Origin of the sequence: Eudoraea chungangensis (assembly GCF_029360665.1) — a bacterium.
Lineage (GTDB): Bacteria > Bacteroidota > Bacteroidia > Flavobacteriales > Flavobacteriaceae > Eudoraea > Eudoraea chungangensis.
This window is the reverse complement of record NZ_JARDUB010000001.1, coordinates 554,346-568,563: the sequence shown is the minus strand read 5'-3', so window position 1 is coordinate 568,563 and position 14,218 is coordinate 554,346. Positions and strand designations below refer to the sequence as shown.

The window sequence follows — 14,218 nt, the reverse complement described above, 5'->3', positions numbered from 1 at the left end:
ATTTAAAAACAAAATGGACCTTCCCTACTTTCTGCCAAAATCGGCAGGAATTTCTCCCCAGGCTTTAGTTTCCCATTTAATAATCTCAGTATGATAAGTATTGGTTTTAAGCCAATTTACTGCCCTGGTTATTAAGGCGAATATTTCTTTGTTTTTTTGATTTTGTTTTAGCTTTGTGTTACAATTTTTCTTGCGTACCCAACTCATCGCGGTTCTCGAATCGGTATATAAAACTTTTGGACTGTTTATACTTTTTAAGAGCGCTAAACCATGAACTATGGCTAAAAATTCTCCAATATTGTTCGTGGCTTCTTCAAATGGTCCTTGTTTAAAAATAACTTTGCCACTTTTTGTTTCCACTCCTCGGTATTCCATCACCCCAGGATTCCCACTACTTGCGGCATCAACAGAAATGGAAAACATATTTGGTTGCCCAACTGATTTTAAGTATTGAGCGGAAACGGTCTTCTTTTGTTTAGACCTGCCTTTGTAGTCAGAATAACTTTTATTAAATGCGATTTTGGCAGAATGCACATCAGGGAAAGACATATATTGAGTTCCTTTGAAGCCGTCAATTGCTGCCTTACATTCTTTCCAGGAATCATAGATTCCTGGCTTTTTTCCTTTCCATACTACATAGTGTTTTTTATCGGCCATTACTTGTCTTGATCTAATAGCTCTTTAATAACTACAGGAAAATATTGGTATTCTAATTGGTGCACTGCCGCGCCGATTTCTTCCGCCGTTGCTTGTGATGGAACAGGAATAGTTACTTGCTTAATGATTGAGCCTTCATCGTAATTTTCGTTCACAAAGTGTATGCTAATACCCGTTTCCTTTTCGTTATTCTCCTTTATAGCTTGGTGAACTCTGTGGCCGTACATTCCTTTCCCTCCATATTTAGGTAATAATGCCGGATGTATATTAATAATTTTATCTGGAAAGGCATGAACTATACTTTGCGGGATTTTTAGGAGAAAGCCCGCCAAAACTATAAGGTCGGGATTCAGAGATTTTAGTAAACACAATACAATCTCTTTTTCTGTGAAGGCAATTTTGTTGAAGTACATACAAGCAATCCCGAGTCTTTGGCATCTTTCCAAAACTAAGGCATCTTTTTTGTTGGTAAGAACAAGATCTATATTTATGGCCTTATTTTCTTTAAAATAGTTGTAGATGTTTTCAACATTACTGCCAGATCCTGAGGCAAAAAGAATAATTCGTTTCATATGGACAAATTTATTCTTTTTGTTTTGAAGTATATGTAAAGAAGAAATAAACTAAAAGAATAGCCCAATATTCGCTAACCGACTAGGGGTTGCGGCGGTCTTAAGCCGTATTAATATAAATTTGATATGTATAAAAATTAGAGCTATTATCTTATACTTGAGTTTAAATTTCTTAAATTACATCACATTTTAACGACAAATAGTGTAATTACACCAAAGTTTTTTATTTTTGCCAACGATTTAAATTTTTAAAACCAAAATAATTATGTCAGACATTGCATCAAGAGTAAAAGCTATCATCGTTGATAAATTAGGTGTTGATGAGAACGAAGTTGTAGCCGAAGCTAGCTTTACCAACGACCTAGGGGCAGATTCATTGGATACTGTTGAGTTGATAATGGAATTTGAAAAGGAATTCGATATTCAAATCCCTGATGATCAAGCAGAAAACATCGCAACTGTTGGCCAAGCTATTAGTTATATAGAAGAAGCCAAATAATTTTATGATTTCTTGATAAAGATTTATAATTATCCATGTGGTAATCGTGCTGCATGGATAATTTTTTTTAATTTACACGTAGGTTGAACATCAATTAAAATTTGGTTAGATGCAATTAAAGCGAGTTGTGGTTACAGGACTGGGTGCTTTAACACCAATAGGAAACAACATCCAAGAGTATTGGGAAGCCTTGAAAGAGGGGAAAAGTGGCTCCGCTCCAATTACCTATTACGATACCGAAAAGTTTAAGACTAAGTTTGCTTGTGAATTAAAGAATTTTAGTGCTACGGACTACTTTGACCGTAAAGAAGCACGAAAATTAGACAGATTTGCTCAATATGCCTTAATCTCTTCTGACGAGGCGATTCTAGATTCTGGCTTAGATTTAGAAAAGATCGATAAGTTCAGAGTTGGGGTAATTTGGGGTGCAGGTATTGGAGGCTTAGAAACATTTCAAAATGAAGTGCTTAATTTTGCTGCCGGTGATGGTACTCCAAGATTCAATCCTTTTTTTATTCCTAAAATGATAGCCGATATTGCCCCTGGGCATATCTCCATAAAACATGGTTTTATGGGTCCCAATTACACTACAGTTTCTGCATGTGCATCTTCGGCAAATGCAATGATAGATGCTCTTAATTATATAAGACTTGGTCATTGTGATGTTGTCGTTTCAGGAGGAAGTGAAGCTGCCGTGGCTATTGCCGGAATGGGAGGTTTTAATGCGATGCATGCCTTGTCTACAAGAAATGACAGCCCTGAAACAGCATCAAGACCCTTTGATGCAACAAGAGATGGGTTTGTTTTAGGAGAAGGAGCTGGAGCCCTAATCCTTGAAGAATATGAACATGCAAAGGCAAGAGGAGCAAAAATATATGCCGAATTGGTAGGAGGAGGATTGTCTAGTGATGCCTACCATATGACGGCACCACACCCTGATGGAATTGGAGTTGTTAGGGTTATGGAGAATTCACTCCGCGATGCAAACCTAAAACCAGAAGATATTGACGCCATTAATACACATGGAACTTCCACTCCTTTAGGGGATGTTGCTGAACTAAAGGCAATCACTGAGGTTTTTGGTAAGCATGCCCCAAATATCAATATAAATTCTACCAAATCTATGACCGGACATCTTCTGGGTGCGGCTGGTGCAATTGAGGCGATTGCTTCTATTTTAAGTATGCAGCATAGTTTGGTGCCACCAACTATAAATCATTCAACGGTGGATGAAAATATAGATCCAAATTTAAATTTAACACTAAACAAGGCCCAGAAAAGAGAAGTAAATGTTGCTATGAGTAATACTTTTGGTTTTGGAGGGCATAATGCCTGTGTTATATTTAAAAAAATAAGCTAATCAAATAATGAATTTCCCGTCAAATATATTTAATTCCCATTCCAGAGAGGATGGGGATTTTTTTTTAGGGATATCAAAGATTTTAGGATTTAAACCAAAATCATTAAATATTTATAAAAAGGCATTCTTACACAGATCGGCCAATAAACGAGATAAAAGCGGAATTCCTCTTAATTATGAAAGACTAGAATTTTTAGGTGATTCTATGCTTGGAACTATTATTTCTCACTATCTCTATAATAAAGTACCCAATGGGGATGAGGGATATCTTACTAAAATGAGATCTAAAATAGTAAGTCGAAAACATCTTAATGAATTGGGGAAAGACCTTAATCTAATAAAGTATGTGGAAAGTAGAATTCCTAAATCTCATTTTGGAGACAATATTCATGGAAATGTTTTTGAAGCCTTAGTAGGGGCAATTTATTTAGATAAAGGGTATAAATATTGTGAAAAGTTTATTTCAGAACGGGTAATTGAGCCTTATGTTGATATTGAACAATTAGAAGGTAAAGTAATAAGTTACAAGAGTTTGGTTATAGAATGGTGTCAAAAACAGAAAAAAGAGTTTCACTACAAAGTATATGAAGATAATGGGAATGATGCTCTAAAGCACTTTGCGGTAAAGTTGTCTATTGATGAACGTGTAATGGCCAAGGCTAGAGCAACATCAAAAAAAAAGGCAGAAGAAAAAGCCTCAAAAAGAGCATTTTTTGCCTTGCAGGATAAAATGGGAAGAATACAGTTATAATTAATATTATATTTACAACTTAGTCTAGGCCATGATTACAACTCTTAAGTTTTCGGATGAGTTTTATGAAGAAGACTTCAGTCTTTTTGCTATTCACAGTGACTTGGAAGATTATGCTTTGGCTTATTCACTTAATTTAATGCTGGATATTCGTCTGAAAAGATCGCTTATTGATATTGATATCTCCGGACAGTCCTCTTTCCCTTGTTATGAGTGGAAAGATGCCATTAATGAAAGAAACTGGTCTTTAATTGTCAATACCAGTATAAAAGAAGAAAACTTAAGAAGAGATGATTTGTTTAGTAATGAAGAAACTTCAACAGTTTATCATTTAATGCCAGAGTTTAAAGATGTGGATTATTTTCTTAAAATAGAGCAAGAAGGAGAAGATTTAGACGAATGGCTTATGGAATCCCTTTTAAAAATATCCAAAGTAATTACTGCTTATCCAATTGAGGTTAGCACTATTAAATCCAAACAAAATTTAATTTTATAAAATATGCCTGATATTAAAAAGACAAAAATTGTAGCCACCTTGGGTCCTGCAACTAGCAAAAAAGAGGTTCTTAAGGAAATGATACTTTCTGGCGTTGATGTCTTTCGGATTAATTTTTCGCATGCCGATTATGACGATGTCAAAGCACGTGTAGATATGATACGTGGTTTAAATGAGGAAATGGGAATCTACACGGCTATTTTAGGAGATTTACAAGGGCCAAAACTTCGAGTTGGTGTTATGGCAGGAGAGGTAATTGTTTCTCCCGACGATGAAATTACATTTGTTACCGGAGAAGCTTTTGAGGGTAATGCAGACAGGGTTTATATGAATTACTCTAGTTTTCCAAAAGATGTTAAACCTGGAGAAAGAATCTTACTTGACGACGGCAAACTTATGTTTGAGGTTCTTACAACCAATAACGAAAATGAAGTAAGAGCCAAGGTTATTCAGGGAGGACCTTTAAAGTCAAAAAAAGGAGTTAACCTTCCAAATACTAATATCAGTCTACCGGCACTCACTGAAAAAGATATTCAAGATGCCTTGTTTGCAATTTCTTTAGATGTGGATTGGATAGCACTTTCTTTTGTAAGATTTAGTCAGGATTTAATTGATCTTCAGAATTTGATTAATGAGAATTCAGAACATAAAATTCCGATAATAGCGAAAATTGAAAAACCTGAAGCCGTAAAAAACATTGATAAGATTGTTTCCTATTGCGACGGAATAATGGTGGCCAGAGGAGACCTCGGTGTTGAGGTTCCGGCTCAAGAGGTTCCTCTAATTCAAAAACAATTAGTTTTAAGGGCTAAGAAAGCCAGAATTCCTGTAATTATTGCAACTCAGATGATGGAGACAATGATCACAAGCCTAACTCCCACCAGGGCAGAGGTAAATGATGTGGCAAATTCAGTAATGGATGGGGCAGACGCTGTAATGCTTTCTGGAGAAACTTCTGTTGGGAATTATCCAGTACAAGTAATTCAAAAAATGGCTAGTATTTTGCACAGTGTAGAGAGCTCCGATCTTATCAACGTACCACAGGAACCTCCGCATATCAGAACCAAGCGTTATATTACCAAGTCTGTGTGTTATCATGCCGCGATAATGGCTAACGAAATAAAGGCAAAGGCAATATCTACTTTAACAAATAGTGGGTACACTGCTTTTCAGATTTCTGCTTGGCGACCAAGTGCTCATATCTTGGTTTTTACCTCTAACAAGAGAATACTTACCCAACTTAATTTACTATGGGGGGTGAAGGCATTCTATTACGATAAGTTTGTTTCTACCGATGAAACTATCGAAGATGTAAATAGCATAGCTTGTAAAAAGGGGTTTTTAGATGTGGGAGATATGCTTATTAGCCTTGCGGCCATGCCTATAAAAGATAAGGGGATGGTAAATACACTGAGAGTTACGGAAATTGAAACCTGCAGTTTTTAATTAAGCAACCGCTTTTTCAAAAGCAATAAAATTTATTAAGTCGCCTTTTTTATTAAATAATGGTTCTGCCTTGATCCAACATTTATAAGTGGTTCCGTCTTTTTTATAATTAATTACGACAGTTTCAAAAGGTCTTTTTTCCCTTAGTGCTTCTCGTATGAGTTCTTTGCTACTACTTTTAGTCTCGGCCCCTTGAAATATGCTCGGTCTTTTACCCTTGACTTCTTCTGGGGTATACCCATTCATTTTTTTAATATTATTTGTAGCATGGACAATCCTTAAATCTGCGTCCGTAACGAGAACCACATATCCTTCTTCCATAACTTTAGCTTTTAAAGCCAATGGTTTGGTCCACTTCTTATTTTTGGCAAGAGAATCTAAAGTATTTAGATTTTTGAACTCTTTACAGATTTCATCAAAATATCTTCCCGAAATATCCCAAGAATTAAAAGGTAAACAATGAAGATTGTGCTTTGTATAAAAATGCGATGCCGCATTGTCGTATTCCATTAATTCTTTCATACTATAAATTATAAAACCAGGCTAGGTGTTTTAAAGAAAGAACCGGTTGTTAAGAGATTCTTTTTCATAGCAATTTTTATCAATACTACTAATTATAATAAGACCTGTAAAATTTATATATAGTATTAACAGTTTTGTTTAATAAAACTACTTCTATTATACCTTAATTCCCTAAAAGGATAAACAAGAAAAAGCTTACTTTATAGAAAAAATGCTTTAAGAGTAAGGGTAAGTTCTTTACTTTGATGGTTTTAAACCTAAAAATCGATACGCAATTGAACAGATACTTTTTCATCTTCCATAGTATTTTTATTCTGGTTTTGAGTATTTAAGTTAGACAGGGATATGCCCAGTAATCTGACAGAGTTTTCTAGTTGGTCTTGAAGTAGAAGTTCTTTGGCAGTTTCCAATATCATACTTTTATCAGAAATATAAAATGGAAGTGTTTTGCTTCGAGACTGTGTGCTAAAATCACTGTACTTTATTTTTAAAGTTAGAGTTCGTCCAGCAATTACCGATTTCTTTAAACGACTGTCCAATTCATTGGCTATTTTTTGAAGCTTATCTACCATAAATATTTCACTGCTCAAATTGGTTTCAAAGGTTCTTTCGGCACCAACGGATTTAGGCGGCCTTTTAGACTTAACGGGACTATTATGAATTCCTCGGACCACTTTGTAGTAAAAGGAACCACTTTTCCCAAAATGAGCTTCTAAAAATTCTAAAGACTGCGCTTTTAAATCTTTACCAGTAAAAATACCAAGGGCATACATCTTTTGAGTAGTGACTTTGCCAATTCCATAGAATTTCCGAATATCTAAACCTTCTAGAAAAGATAACGCTTCTTCAGGGGTTACTGTTTTTTGTCCATTCGGTTTATTGTAGTCGCTAGCTACCTTAGCGATAAATTTGTTAATAGAGATTCCTGCAGATGCCGTAAGATTGGTTTTAGCATAAATTTGTTTTCGAATTTCCTCTGCGAGAAGAGTGGCCGAGGGATTTCCCTTTTTATTTTCCGTAACATCTAAATAGGCTTCATCCAAAGAAAGAGGCTCTACAAGGTCGGTAAACTTATGAAATATGTCTCTGATAGCTTTTGATACTTCTTTATATCTATTATACCTTGGTTTTACAAAGATGAGATTTGGGCAATACTTTCGGGCTAAAACCCCACTCATCGCGCTTTTTACACCATATTTTCTTGCTTCATAGCTCGCTGCAGAAACGACCCCACGAATTTCATTACCCCCCACAGCTATTGGCTTCCCTTGAAGTTCAGGGGAATCTAGTTGTTCAACGGAGGCATAAAATGCATCCATGTCAACATGAATAATCTTTCGAAAGGGTCCCTGGAGCTGCATATTCAAATTTAAGGTATATTTAAGTCTATGAAAAATGAGGGTAAAACCGCAATTGTCCTTGGAGCTACCGGAGTCACCGGAGAATTAGTTTTGCAGCTATTATTGACAGATACTAGATACAAGAGTGTTGTGGTTTTTGCACGAAGATCTACAGGCATTACCCATTTTAAATTACAGGAACACATTATCGATCTTTTTAATTTGTTAGATTATAAAAATGACTTTCTGGGAGATGAGGTTTACTGCTGCATTGGCACTACAAAAGCTAAAACACCCAAGGAAGAAGAATATATTAAAATAGACTTGGGGATTCCGGTGGCGGCGGGAAGATTATGTATATCTAATAAAATTAAAACTTTTATGGTAATATCTGCATTAGGAGCCAAAGTTGGCAGCCCAATCTTTTATAATAGAGTAAAAGGAGAGATGGAATCGATTATTTTAGAGCTAAGTATACCATTTGTATATATTCTTCAACCCTCACTGATTGATAGTTCTAGGGATGAGAGAAGACTTATGGAGCAATTTATAAAGCACTTATTTTATATTGTAAACCCATTACTAATTGGGAGATTAAGAAAATTTAGATCTATTGAACCAATGTGCATAGCTAAATCCATGATCTGGCTTGCAAATAATACCTATCCATCAGGAAGACTAATATCTGATAAAATTGTGGAGTTGAGTAGGAGATACGTAGGCGAAACACGCCCAATAAAGTGAGTTATGTTAGAAATTGAAAGGAAATTTTTGGTTAATAATGAAGAATATATTTCTTTGGCATTTAAGAAAGAGTTTATCAAACAAGGTTTCTTAAATACACACCCAGAAAGAACGGTACGTATTCGTGTGATTAATAAGAAGGGGTATATTACTGTAAAAGGTAAATCGAATAGTTCCGGCGCCAGCAGGTTTGAATGGGAAAGAGAAATTTCATTTACAGATGCCCGGGCTCTTTTGGATCTGTGCGAAGATGGTGTTTTAGAAAAAGACAGATACTATGTGAAATCAGATAGGCATATAATTGAAGTTGACGTTTTTAAAGGAGAAAATAAAGGTTTGGTTGTGGCAGAGATCGAGTTAAATAATGAAGCGGAGGTGTTTTATAAACCGTCATGGATGGGAGATGAGGTAACAGGAGAAATTAGGTATTACAATTCAAGACTTAGTAAAGTTCCTTATAAACAATGGATTAAAGACTGAGAATTTAGGAAAAGCTATACTCCAATATCCCATCTCATAAGGCACTTTTAAACTGTTCTAAAAAACGAATATCATTTTCACTAAGTAAGCGAATGTCGGAAATCTGATGTAGTAAAAGTGCAATTCTGTCTATCCCCATACCAAAAGCAAAACCAGAATAAATATTGCTATCTATTCCACAATTTTCCAAAACATTAGGATCAACCATACCGCAACCCATTATTTCTAACCACCCTGTACCCTTGGTCATTTTATAGTCTGTTTCGGATTCTAGTCCCCAATAAACGTCTACTTCTGCACTGGGTTCAGTAAATGGGAAATAAGAAGGTCTTAAGCGAATTTTAGACTTCCCAAAAAGCTCTGTTGTAAAAAATTGTAATGTCTGTTTTAAATCAGCAAAAGAGACATTCTTGTCGATGTAGAGACCTTCTACTTGATGAAAAAAACAGTGAGATCTGGCAGATATAGCCTCATTTCTGTAGACTCTTCCGGGAGAAATAGTACGGATAGGGGGTTTATTATTTTCCATATACCTTACCTGAACGGAGGAGGTGTGTGTGCGTAATAAGACATCGGGATTGGTCTGAATGAAAAAGGTGTCTTGCATATCTCTCGCCGGATGGTGTTCCGGGAGGTTCAGGGCTGTAAAATTATGCCAGTCGTCTTCTATTTCAGGACCTTCTGAGACATTAAAACCAATACGAGAAAAAATATCAATAATTTGATTTTTTACAATAGAGATAGGATGTCTTGCGCCAATCTCCAGAGGTTCTGAAGGCCTCGTGAGATCTTTAAAGGCCTTGTTTAGTCCGTCCTTTTTTTCTAGCTGCTGCTTAAGGTCGTTTACTTTGTTTGTAGCCTTATTTTTTAATTCATTGATGGTCTGCCCAAACTCTTTTTTGTTTTTAGGAGCTATATTTTTAAATTCAGAAAAGAAATGTGTTAGTAAGCCTTTTTTTCCTAAATATTCAATCCTAAAAGCCTCAATGGTCTCTGGGCTATCAGAGGAAAAGTTGTTTACTATTTCCAAATGTTTTTTTAGTTCGTCTATCATTTTTTCTTAAAGGACTACGGATAAATTAAGTGCAAATTTAAAATAATTCCTTTGATGGTTGGTATTAAAAGAAAAATATAGGGAAAATTATACTTGGGATCTATTGATGGTTTTTTGGATCCATTTAACACATTTGCTAAATTTGGCAAAAATATGTTCTGGAGGAACTAAATCTGGGATTATACCAATACGTTCCATCATGTATTTTGGTTGGTCCAGGATGTCCACAAAAAGTGGAGTGATATCATTTTTTTTCAACTCCAATAATACTTCTTCCATGGCATATAATCCTGATTGATCCATATACTGCATAAGATCAAGCCTTAGGATTACAAATTCGGCTGTTTTAGGAATTTGTTCAGAAAGTGCTAAAAATTCGCTAGTAGTACCAAAAAATAGAGGCCCCTTTAAATGTTTAATGAAAACCTGCTCTTTTAAATTTATAGGAAAATTTCTTTCATCTGGCCAGAGTTTTTCTTTAGGAAGCGCTTTTACCTCAGACCTTTTGGCCGTGAGATCGCCTATTTTTTTCATAAACATTAGGGAAGCAATAACCAGTCCTATGCCTACAGCATATACTAAATTCCAAAATGTTGATAATATTAATACTACTAGCATCACCATTACTTCAGAGCTAAGACGAAGAGGACCGATGGTAATGTCTTTTGGCATGCTAGGAATTGCTCTTAATCCTTTGTAATCCATTACAGAAATTCCAACAGTAATTAAAATTCCCGCAAGGACAGCCGCAGGGATCTGGGAGGCTACAGGACCTAGCACTAATAGAATTAGAAGTAAAAACACACTCGAAAGCATACCTGAGAATTTGGTTTTTCCCCCAGAGTTAATATTAACTACTGTCCTAATAGTAGCACCAGCACCAGGTAGTCCAGCAAAAAGTGCCGCAATACTATTACCTATTCCCTGACCAATCAATTCCTTATTAGGCTTGTGCTTAGTTTTGGTCATATTATCGGCTACAACGGAAGTCAATAAGGAATCTATAGCACCTAGCAAAGCCAATGTTAAGGCGGTAAATATATAAGGTGAGATACTACTAAATTTGAATTTCGAAAAAATTTGTAAGTTAAGGACAGGAAAACCTTCCGGGATCTTCTCAATGGTCCTGTAATCTAAATCAAAAACATAGGCTAAGCCCGAGATAAGTATAAGGCCCGTAAGAGTACTAGGAATCGTTTTCGTTATTCGTTTAAAACCATAGATAACAATAATGGTACTTAGAGCTAAGATAAGTTCAAGCCAATTAATATTTCTAAATGCTTTTGCAAAAACCTTTAAAGTGCCAATAACGCCAGAAGCTTCGGAAACTGCCAGTGTTCTAGCTTCTTTAAGAATAGACTTTTCGGTTATTTCATTGGATCTATTAATTGTTTCTTCAAAATCTTCTAATACTAATATTCCTTCTTCAGCTTCTTCTTCTAAGATATTCTCCAGAATAAGTTCTTCAGCCTCAGGCTTAAATTCTTCAACATAATTCAAATCCTCCTGAGGATAATAGCCGATGGCTGGGAGAATTTGTGTAATGATTATTATGAGGCCAATTGCTGTCATAAAACCAGATACAACAGGATAGGGAATATATCTAATGTATTTTCCAATTCCCAACACACCAAGTATTATTTGAAATAGACCGGCCATTAAAAAGACTCCTAATATAGCTGGTAAGGCTTGCTCTATATTTCCGTCATTGTGCGCGACTATATCTGCAATAATTACCATGCTCACAGCCGTCATAGGTGCGGTTGGCCCAGAAATTTGTGTGTTTGTCCCACCAAATAAAGCCGCAAAAAAACTGATGAATATGGCGCCGTATAATCCTGCGCTAGGCCCTAAACCAGAAGATACCCCAAAAGCTAAAGCCAAAGGAAGAGCTACTACTCCAGCAGTTAATCCTCCAAAAAAGTCTCCTTTAAAACTTGAGATAAAACTCCTCATATATCAACTTTCAACTTGTTCAATACTTACTAAATAATAGAAAAAAATATGGATTTGAGAATCCTTAATTCATTGCAAGCATAAACTAGTCTAAGTGATATATTCCCATAATATTTTTTAATACCTCTTCTAAATCAATATTCAAATCAATTAACTTGCCACTGCTTATATCAAAAACCCAGCCGTGGACTTGTAAATTTCTATCCCTGTAGGCCTTTTGAATAGAAGCCGTTTTTATTAGGTTTACGCATTGCTCTTGTACATTCAGTTCAACCAATCGATTGTATTTTTCATCCTCATTTTCTATAGCATCTAATTCAGCCTTATGGATTCTATACACATCCCTAATATTTCGTAACCAAGGGTTTAGTATTCCTAAGTCTGCCGATTGCATTGCCGCCTTTACACCTCCACAAGAATAATGACCACAAACCACGACATGATTAACTTTGAGATGATCTACGGCATAGTTCACAACAGACATAACATTCAGGTCTATACTTATAACCATGTTGGCAATATTTCTATGGACAAAAACTTCTCCTGGTCCCAGACCCATTAAGTCTTCTGCAGTTACCCGACTATCTGAACAGCCTATGTATAAAAGTTCAGGATTTTGTCCTTTTCCAAGTTCTTTAAAAAACTCGCTGTCTTTTGAGAGTTTAGAATTTATCCACTTTTTGTTATTTTCGAATACTTTTTTAAGTTCCACAATAAATATTTTAGATTATTAAAGTTTGTACGTTAGTTAGCTTTAGGTCTAAGCCTAAAAAATTCTATATAGCTTTCCGGATTTTCTACTACTCCTCTTTCGGAAATTAATTTAATAACAATATTTCGATTAATCGCTTTTTGAGAAAAATCTTCCAGAATTTCAATGATATCATTATCGAGATACCTTGTTTTACTCACATCTAGTTCTAAAAAAGAGTCTCGCGGGAGGGCATCTAATTCTTTTAAGATAGCTCCTTTATTAAAAAAAGTAACTTCTTCCGCCAAAGTCATTTTTAGTTTATGAACCCCATTACTCTTATCTTCTATATGTAAAAAGTGAGAATTTTGATAACTTTTAATCAGGATTACAATTATTCCTACTGCTAGTCCCAAGCCAATTCCAATTAATAAATCGGTAAACACTATTCCCAGAACGGTAACGGTAAATGGGATAAACTGCTTCCAACCTAATTTGTACATGGAAAAGAAAAGCGCAGGTTTAGCTAATTTATAGCCAACAATAAATAGTATGGCAGCTAAAACAGAAAGAGGAATCATGTTTAAAAAATTCGGAATAAGTACAACAGATATAAGTAAGAAAAAACCGTGTACAATTGCCGACAATTTAGTTTTTCCTCCCGATTGAATATTTGCAGAACTTCTCACGATTACCTGGGTAATTGGAAGGCCTCCGATCAATCCTGAGAAAATATTCCCAGCGCCTTGAGCCAATAGTTCTCTATTGGTTGGAGTTACTCTTTTTTGAGGGTCCAATTTATCCGTTGCCTCTACACATAACAAAGTTTCCAAACTAGCCACTAGTGCAATTGTAAAGCCGGTGACCCATATCTCAGGCCTCCCAATCACTGAAAAATTTGGAAAACTAAACTGAGACATAAACGACCCTAAACTATCCGGAATTGGAACACTTACCAAATGTTCTGATGAGATAGATAAAAGACTATGGTCTTTGGTTATTACGAAAAAAAGAATACCAACGATAACTGCCACCAATGGTCCTTGTATGAGTCGAAACACTTTAGATTTCTTAGTTAAGACCTTGTCCCATAATACAAGTATACCAAGACCAATAATTGCTATTAGGGTAGATCCGGGACTTATGAAATTCACCGTATTGACAATTTCAGAAAAGGTATTTTCACCATCAACCTGGATAAATGCGAAATCGCCCTCCGGATCAACATCATAACCAAAAAAATGAGGAATTTGTTTAAGAATTATAATTATTCCTATTCCTGTAAGCATACCCTTAATTACAGAAGAAGGGAAATAGTAGCCAATTACACCAGCTTTTAGAACACCAAATAAAATTTGGATGGCACCTCCGATAACTACTGCTACGAGAAAATTTTCATATCCCCCTAATGTGCCAATAGCAGTTAATACGATTGCGGCTAAACCTGCTGCAGGACCACTAACACCTATTTGTGATCCACTGAGTGCCCCTACTAAAATACCACCAACTATACCGGCAATTAAACCAGAGAATAACGGGGCTCCACTAGCTAAGGCTATTCCTAAGCAGAGGGGAAGGGCCACAAAAAAAACTACAATACTAGCAGGTAAATCACTTTTTAAATTTCGAAACATAAAGAAAGGGTTTATT

Annotated in this window: 15 protein-coding genes; 7 read left to right on the top strand and 8 right to left on the bottom strand. The window is 35.6% G+C overall.

Translation table 11 applies throughout. From position 1 onward, the window contains the following. Positions 1-24: 24 nt before the first annotated feature. Together PXG98_RS02530 and purN are read right to left on the bottom strand one after the other, a co-directional pair. The gene (locus PXG98_RS02530; protein WP_276388829.1) at positions 25-657 is read right to left on the bottom strand and encodes a ribonuclease H family protein; all 633 of its coding nucleotides are present in this window, start codon (positions 655-657) and stop codon (positions 25-27) included. Then, complete coding sequence (gene purN / locus PXG98_RS02525; RefSeq protein WP_276388828.1) at positions 657-1,229, bottom strand: phosphoribosylglycinamide formyltransferase; 573 nt, start codon at positions 1,227-1,229, stop codon at positions 657-659. Before purN ends, PXG98_RS02530 begins: the two co-directional genes overlap by 1 nt. A 265-nt stretch (positions 1,230-1,494) precedes the next feature. Between purN and PXG98_RS02520 the strand changes: the two genes are divergently transcribed. The 5 genes from PXG98_RS02520 (at position 1,495) to pyk (ending at position 5,781) form a co-directional block, all read left to right on the top strand. Next, positions 1,495-1,728 carry an acyl carrier protein gene (locus PXG98_RS02520; protein ID WP_009778413.1) on the top strand — a complete coding sequence of 78 codons (234 nt, stop codon included), beginning with the start codon at positions 1,495-1,497 and terminating at the stop codon, positions 1,726-1,728. A 109-nt stretch (positions 1,729-1,837) separates the two neighbouring features. Continuing rightward, positions 1,838-3,088 (top strand): beta-ketoacyl-ACP synthase II, encoded by a 1,251-nt coding sequence (fabF, locus tag PXG98_RS02515; RefSeq protein ID WP_276388827.1) that lies wholly within the window; start codon positions 1,838-1,840, stop codon positions 3,086-3,088. A gap of 7 nt (positions 3,089-3,095) precedes the next feature. Then, on the top strand, positions 3,096-3,839 hold the full coding sequence (gene rnc, locus PXG98_RS02510; protein WP_276388826.1) for a ribonuclease III: 744 nt from the start codon (positions 3,096-3,098) through the stop codon (positions 3,837-3,839). A gap of 31 nt (positions 3,840-3,870) precedes the next feature. After that, entirely contained in the window at positions 3,871-4,335 is a 465-nt protein-coding gene (locus PXG98_RS02505; protein ID WP_276388825.1) for an IPExxxVDY family protein, read from the top strand. Between the two features lie 3 nt (positions 4,336-4,338). Next, on the top strand, positions 4,339-5,781 hold the full coding sequence (gene pyk, locus PXG98_RS02500) for a pyruvate kinase (protein WP_276388824.1): 1,443 nt from the start codon (positions 4,339-4,341) through the stop codon (positions 5,779-5,781). Here the strand turns inward: pyk and PXG98_RS02495 are convergent, their stop codons facing one another. Together PXG98_RS02495 and dinB are read right to left on the bottom strand one after the other, a co-directional pair. Further along, complete coding sequence (locus PXG98_RS02495; protein WP_276388823.1) at positions 5,782-6,303, bottom strand: PAS domain-containing protein; 522 nt, start codon at positions 6,301-6,303, stop codon at positions 5,782-5,784. It lies immediately after the preceding gene. A 257-nt stretch (positions 6,304-6,560) separates the two neighbouring features. Continuing rightward, positions 6,561-7,664, bottom strand: coding sequence for a DNA polymerase IV (dinB, locus tag PXG98_RS02490; protein WP_276388822.1), 1,104 nt, complete (start codon positions 7,662-7,664; stop codon positions 6,561-6,563). Between the two features lie 27 nt (positions 7,665-7,691). Between dinB and PXG98_RS02485 the strand changes: the two genes are divergently transcribed. Together PXG98_RS02485 and PXG98_RS02480 are read left to right on the top strand one after the other, a co-directional pair. Then, positions 7,692-8,387, top strand: a complete 696-nt coding sequence (locus PXG98_RS02485; RefSeq protein ID WP_276388821.1) for a Rossmann-fold NAD(P)-binding domain-containing protein — start codon at positions 7,692-7,694, stop codon at positions 8,385-8,387. Between the two features lie 3 nt (positions 8,388-8,390). Further along, on the top strand, positions 8,391-8,867 hold the full coding sequence (locus PXG98_RS02480) for a CYTH domain-containing protein (RefSeq protein ID WP_276388820.1): 477 nt from the start codon (positions 8,391-8,393) through the stop codon (positions 8,865-8,867). A 34-nt stretch (positions 8,868-8,901) separates the two neighbouring features. Here PXG98_RS02480 and pheS read toward each other — a convergent pair whose 3' ends face one another. The 4 genes from pheS to PXG98_RS02460 all read right to left on the bottom strand — a co-directional run bounded on the left by pheS (position 8,902) and on the right by PXG98_RS02460 (position 14,202). Beyond that, the gene (gene pheS / locus PXG98_RS02475; RefSeq protein ID WP_276388819.1) at positions 8,902-9,921 is read right to left on the bottom strand and encodes a phenylalanine--tRNA ligase subunit alpha; all 1,020 of its coding nucleotides are present in this window, start codon (positions 9,919-9,921) and stop codon (positions 8,902-8,904) included. Positions 9,922-10,008: 87 nt separating this feature from the next. Beyond that, positions 10,009-11,877 carry a SulP family inorganic anion transporter gene (locus PXG98_RS02470; protein ID WP_276388818.1) on the bottom strand — a complete coding sequence of 623 codons (1,869 nt, stop codon included), beginning with the start codon at positions 11,875-11,877 and terminating at the stop codon, positions 10,009-10,011. Positions 11,878-11,962: 85 nt separating this feature from the next. Then, the gene (locus PXG98_RS02465) at positions 11,963-12,589 is read right to left on the bottom strand and encodes a carbonic anhydrase (RefSeq protein ID WP_276388817.1); all 627 of its coding nucleotides are present in this window, start codon (positions 12,587-12,589) and stop codon (positions 11,963-11,965) included. A 32-nt stretch (positions 12,590-12,621) separates the two neighbouring features. Then, a complete protein-coding gene (locus PXG98_RS02460) occupies positions 12,622-14,202 on the bottom strand; it encodes a SulP family inorganic anion transporter (protein ID WP_276388816.1) in 1,581 nt (526 codons plus the stop codon). Positions 14,203-14,218: the final 16 nt, after the last annotated feature.

What these genes read in the sequence shown, in the direction of transcription:
- PXG98_RS02530 (WP_276388829.1), bottom strand. Translation starts at nt 657, where the DNA reads ATGGCCGATAAAAAACACTATGTAGTATGGAAAGGAAAAAAGCCAGGA.
- purN (WP_276388828.1), bottom strand. Translation starts at nt 1,229, where the DNA reads ATGAAACGAATTATTCTTTTTGCCTCAGGATCTGGCAGTAATGTTGAA.
- PXG98_RS02520 (WP_009778413.1), top strand. Translation starts at nt 1,495, where the DNA reads ATGTCAGACATTGCATCAAGAGTAAAAGCTATCATCGTTGATAAATTA.
- fabF (WP_276388827.1), top strand. Translation starts at nt 1,838, where the DNA reads ATGCAATTAAAGCGAGTTGTGGTTACAGGACTGGGTGCTTTAACACCA.
- rnc (WP_276388826.1), top strand. Translation starts at nt 3,096, where the DNA reads ATGAATTTCCCGTCAAATATATTTAATTCCCATTCCAGAGAGGATGGG.
- PXG98_RS02505 (WP_276388825.1), top strand. Translation starts at nt 3,871, where the DNA reads ATGATTACAACTCTTAAGTTTTCGGATGAGTTTTATGAAGAAGACTTC.
- pyk (WP_276388824.1), top strand. Translation starts at nt 4,339, where the DNA reads ATGCCTGATATTAAAAAGACAAAAATTGTAGCCACCTTGGGTCCTGCA.
- PXG98_RS02495 (WP_276388823.1), bottom strand. Translation starts at nt 6,303, where the DNA reads ATGAAAGAATTAATGGAATACGACAATGCGGCATCGCATTTTTATACA.
- dinB (WP_276388822.1), bottom strand. Translation starts at nt 7,664, where the DNA reads ATGCAGCTCCAGGGACCCTTTCGAAAGATTATTCATGTTGACATGGAT.
- PXG98_RS02485 (WP_276388821.1), top strand. Translation starts at nt 7,692, where the DNA reads ATGAAAAATGAGGGTAAAACCGCAATTGTCCTTGGAGCTACCGGAGTC.
- PXG98_RS02480 (WP_276388820.1), top strand. Translation starts at nt 8,391, where the DNA reads ATGTTAGAAATTGAAAGGAAATTTTTGGTTAATAATGAAGAATATATT.
- pheS (WP_276388819.1), bottom strand. Translation starts at nt 9,921, where the DNA reads ATGATAGACGAACTAAAAAAACATTTGGAAATAGTAAACAACTTTTCC.
- PXG98_RS02470 (WP_276388818.1), bottom strand. Translation starts at nt 11,877, where the DNA reads ATGAGGAGTTTTATCTCAAGTTTTAAAGGAGACTTTTTTGGAGGATTA.
- PXG98_RS02460 (WP_276388816.1), bottom strand. Translation starts at nt 14,202, where the DNA reads ATGTTTCGAAATTTAAAAAGTGATTTACCTGCTAGTATTGTAGTTTTT.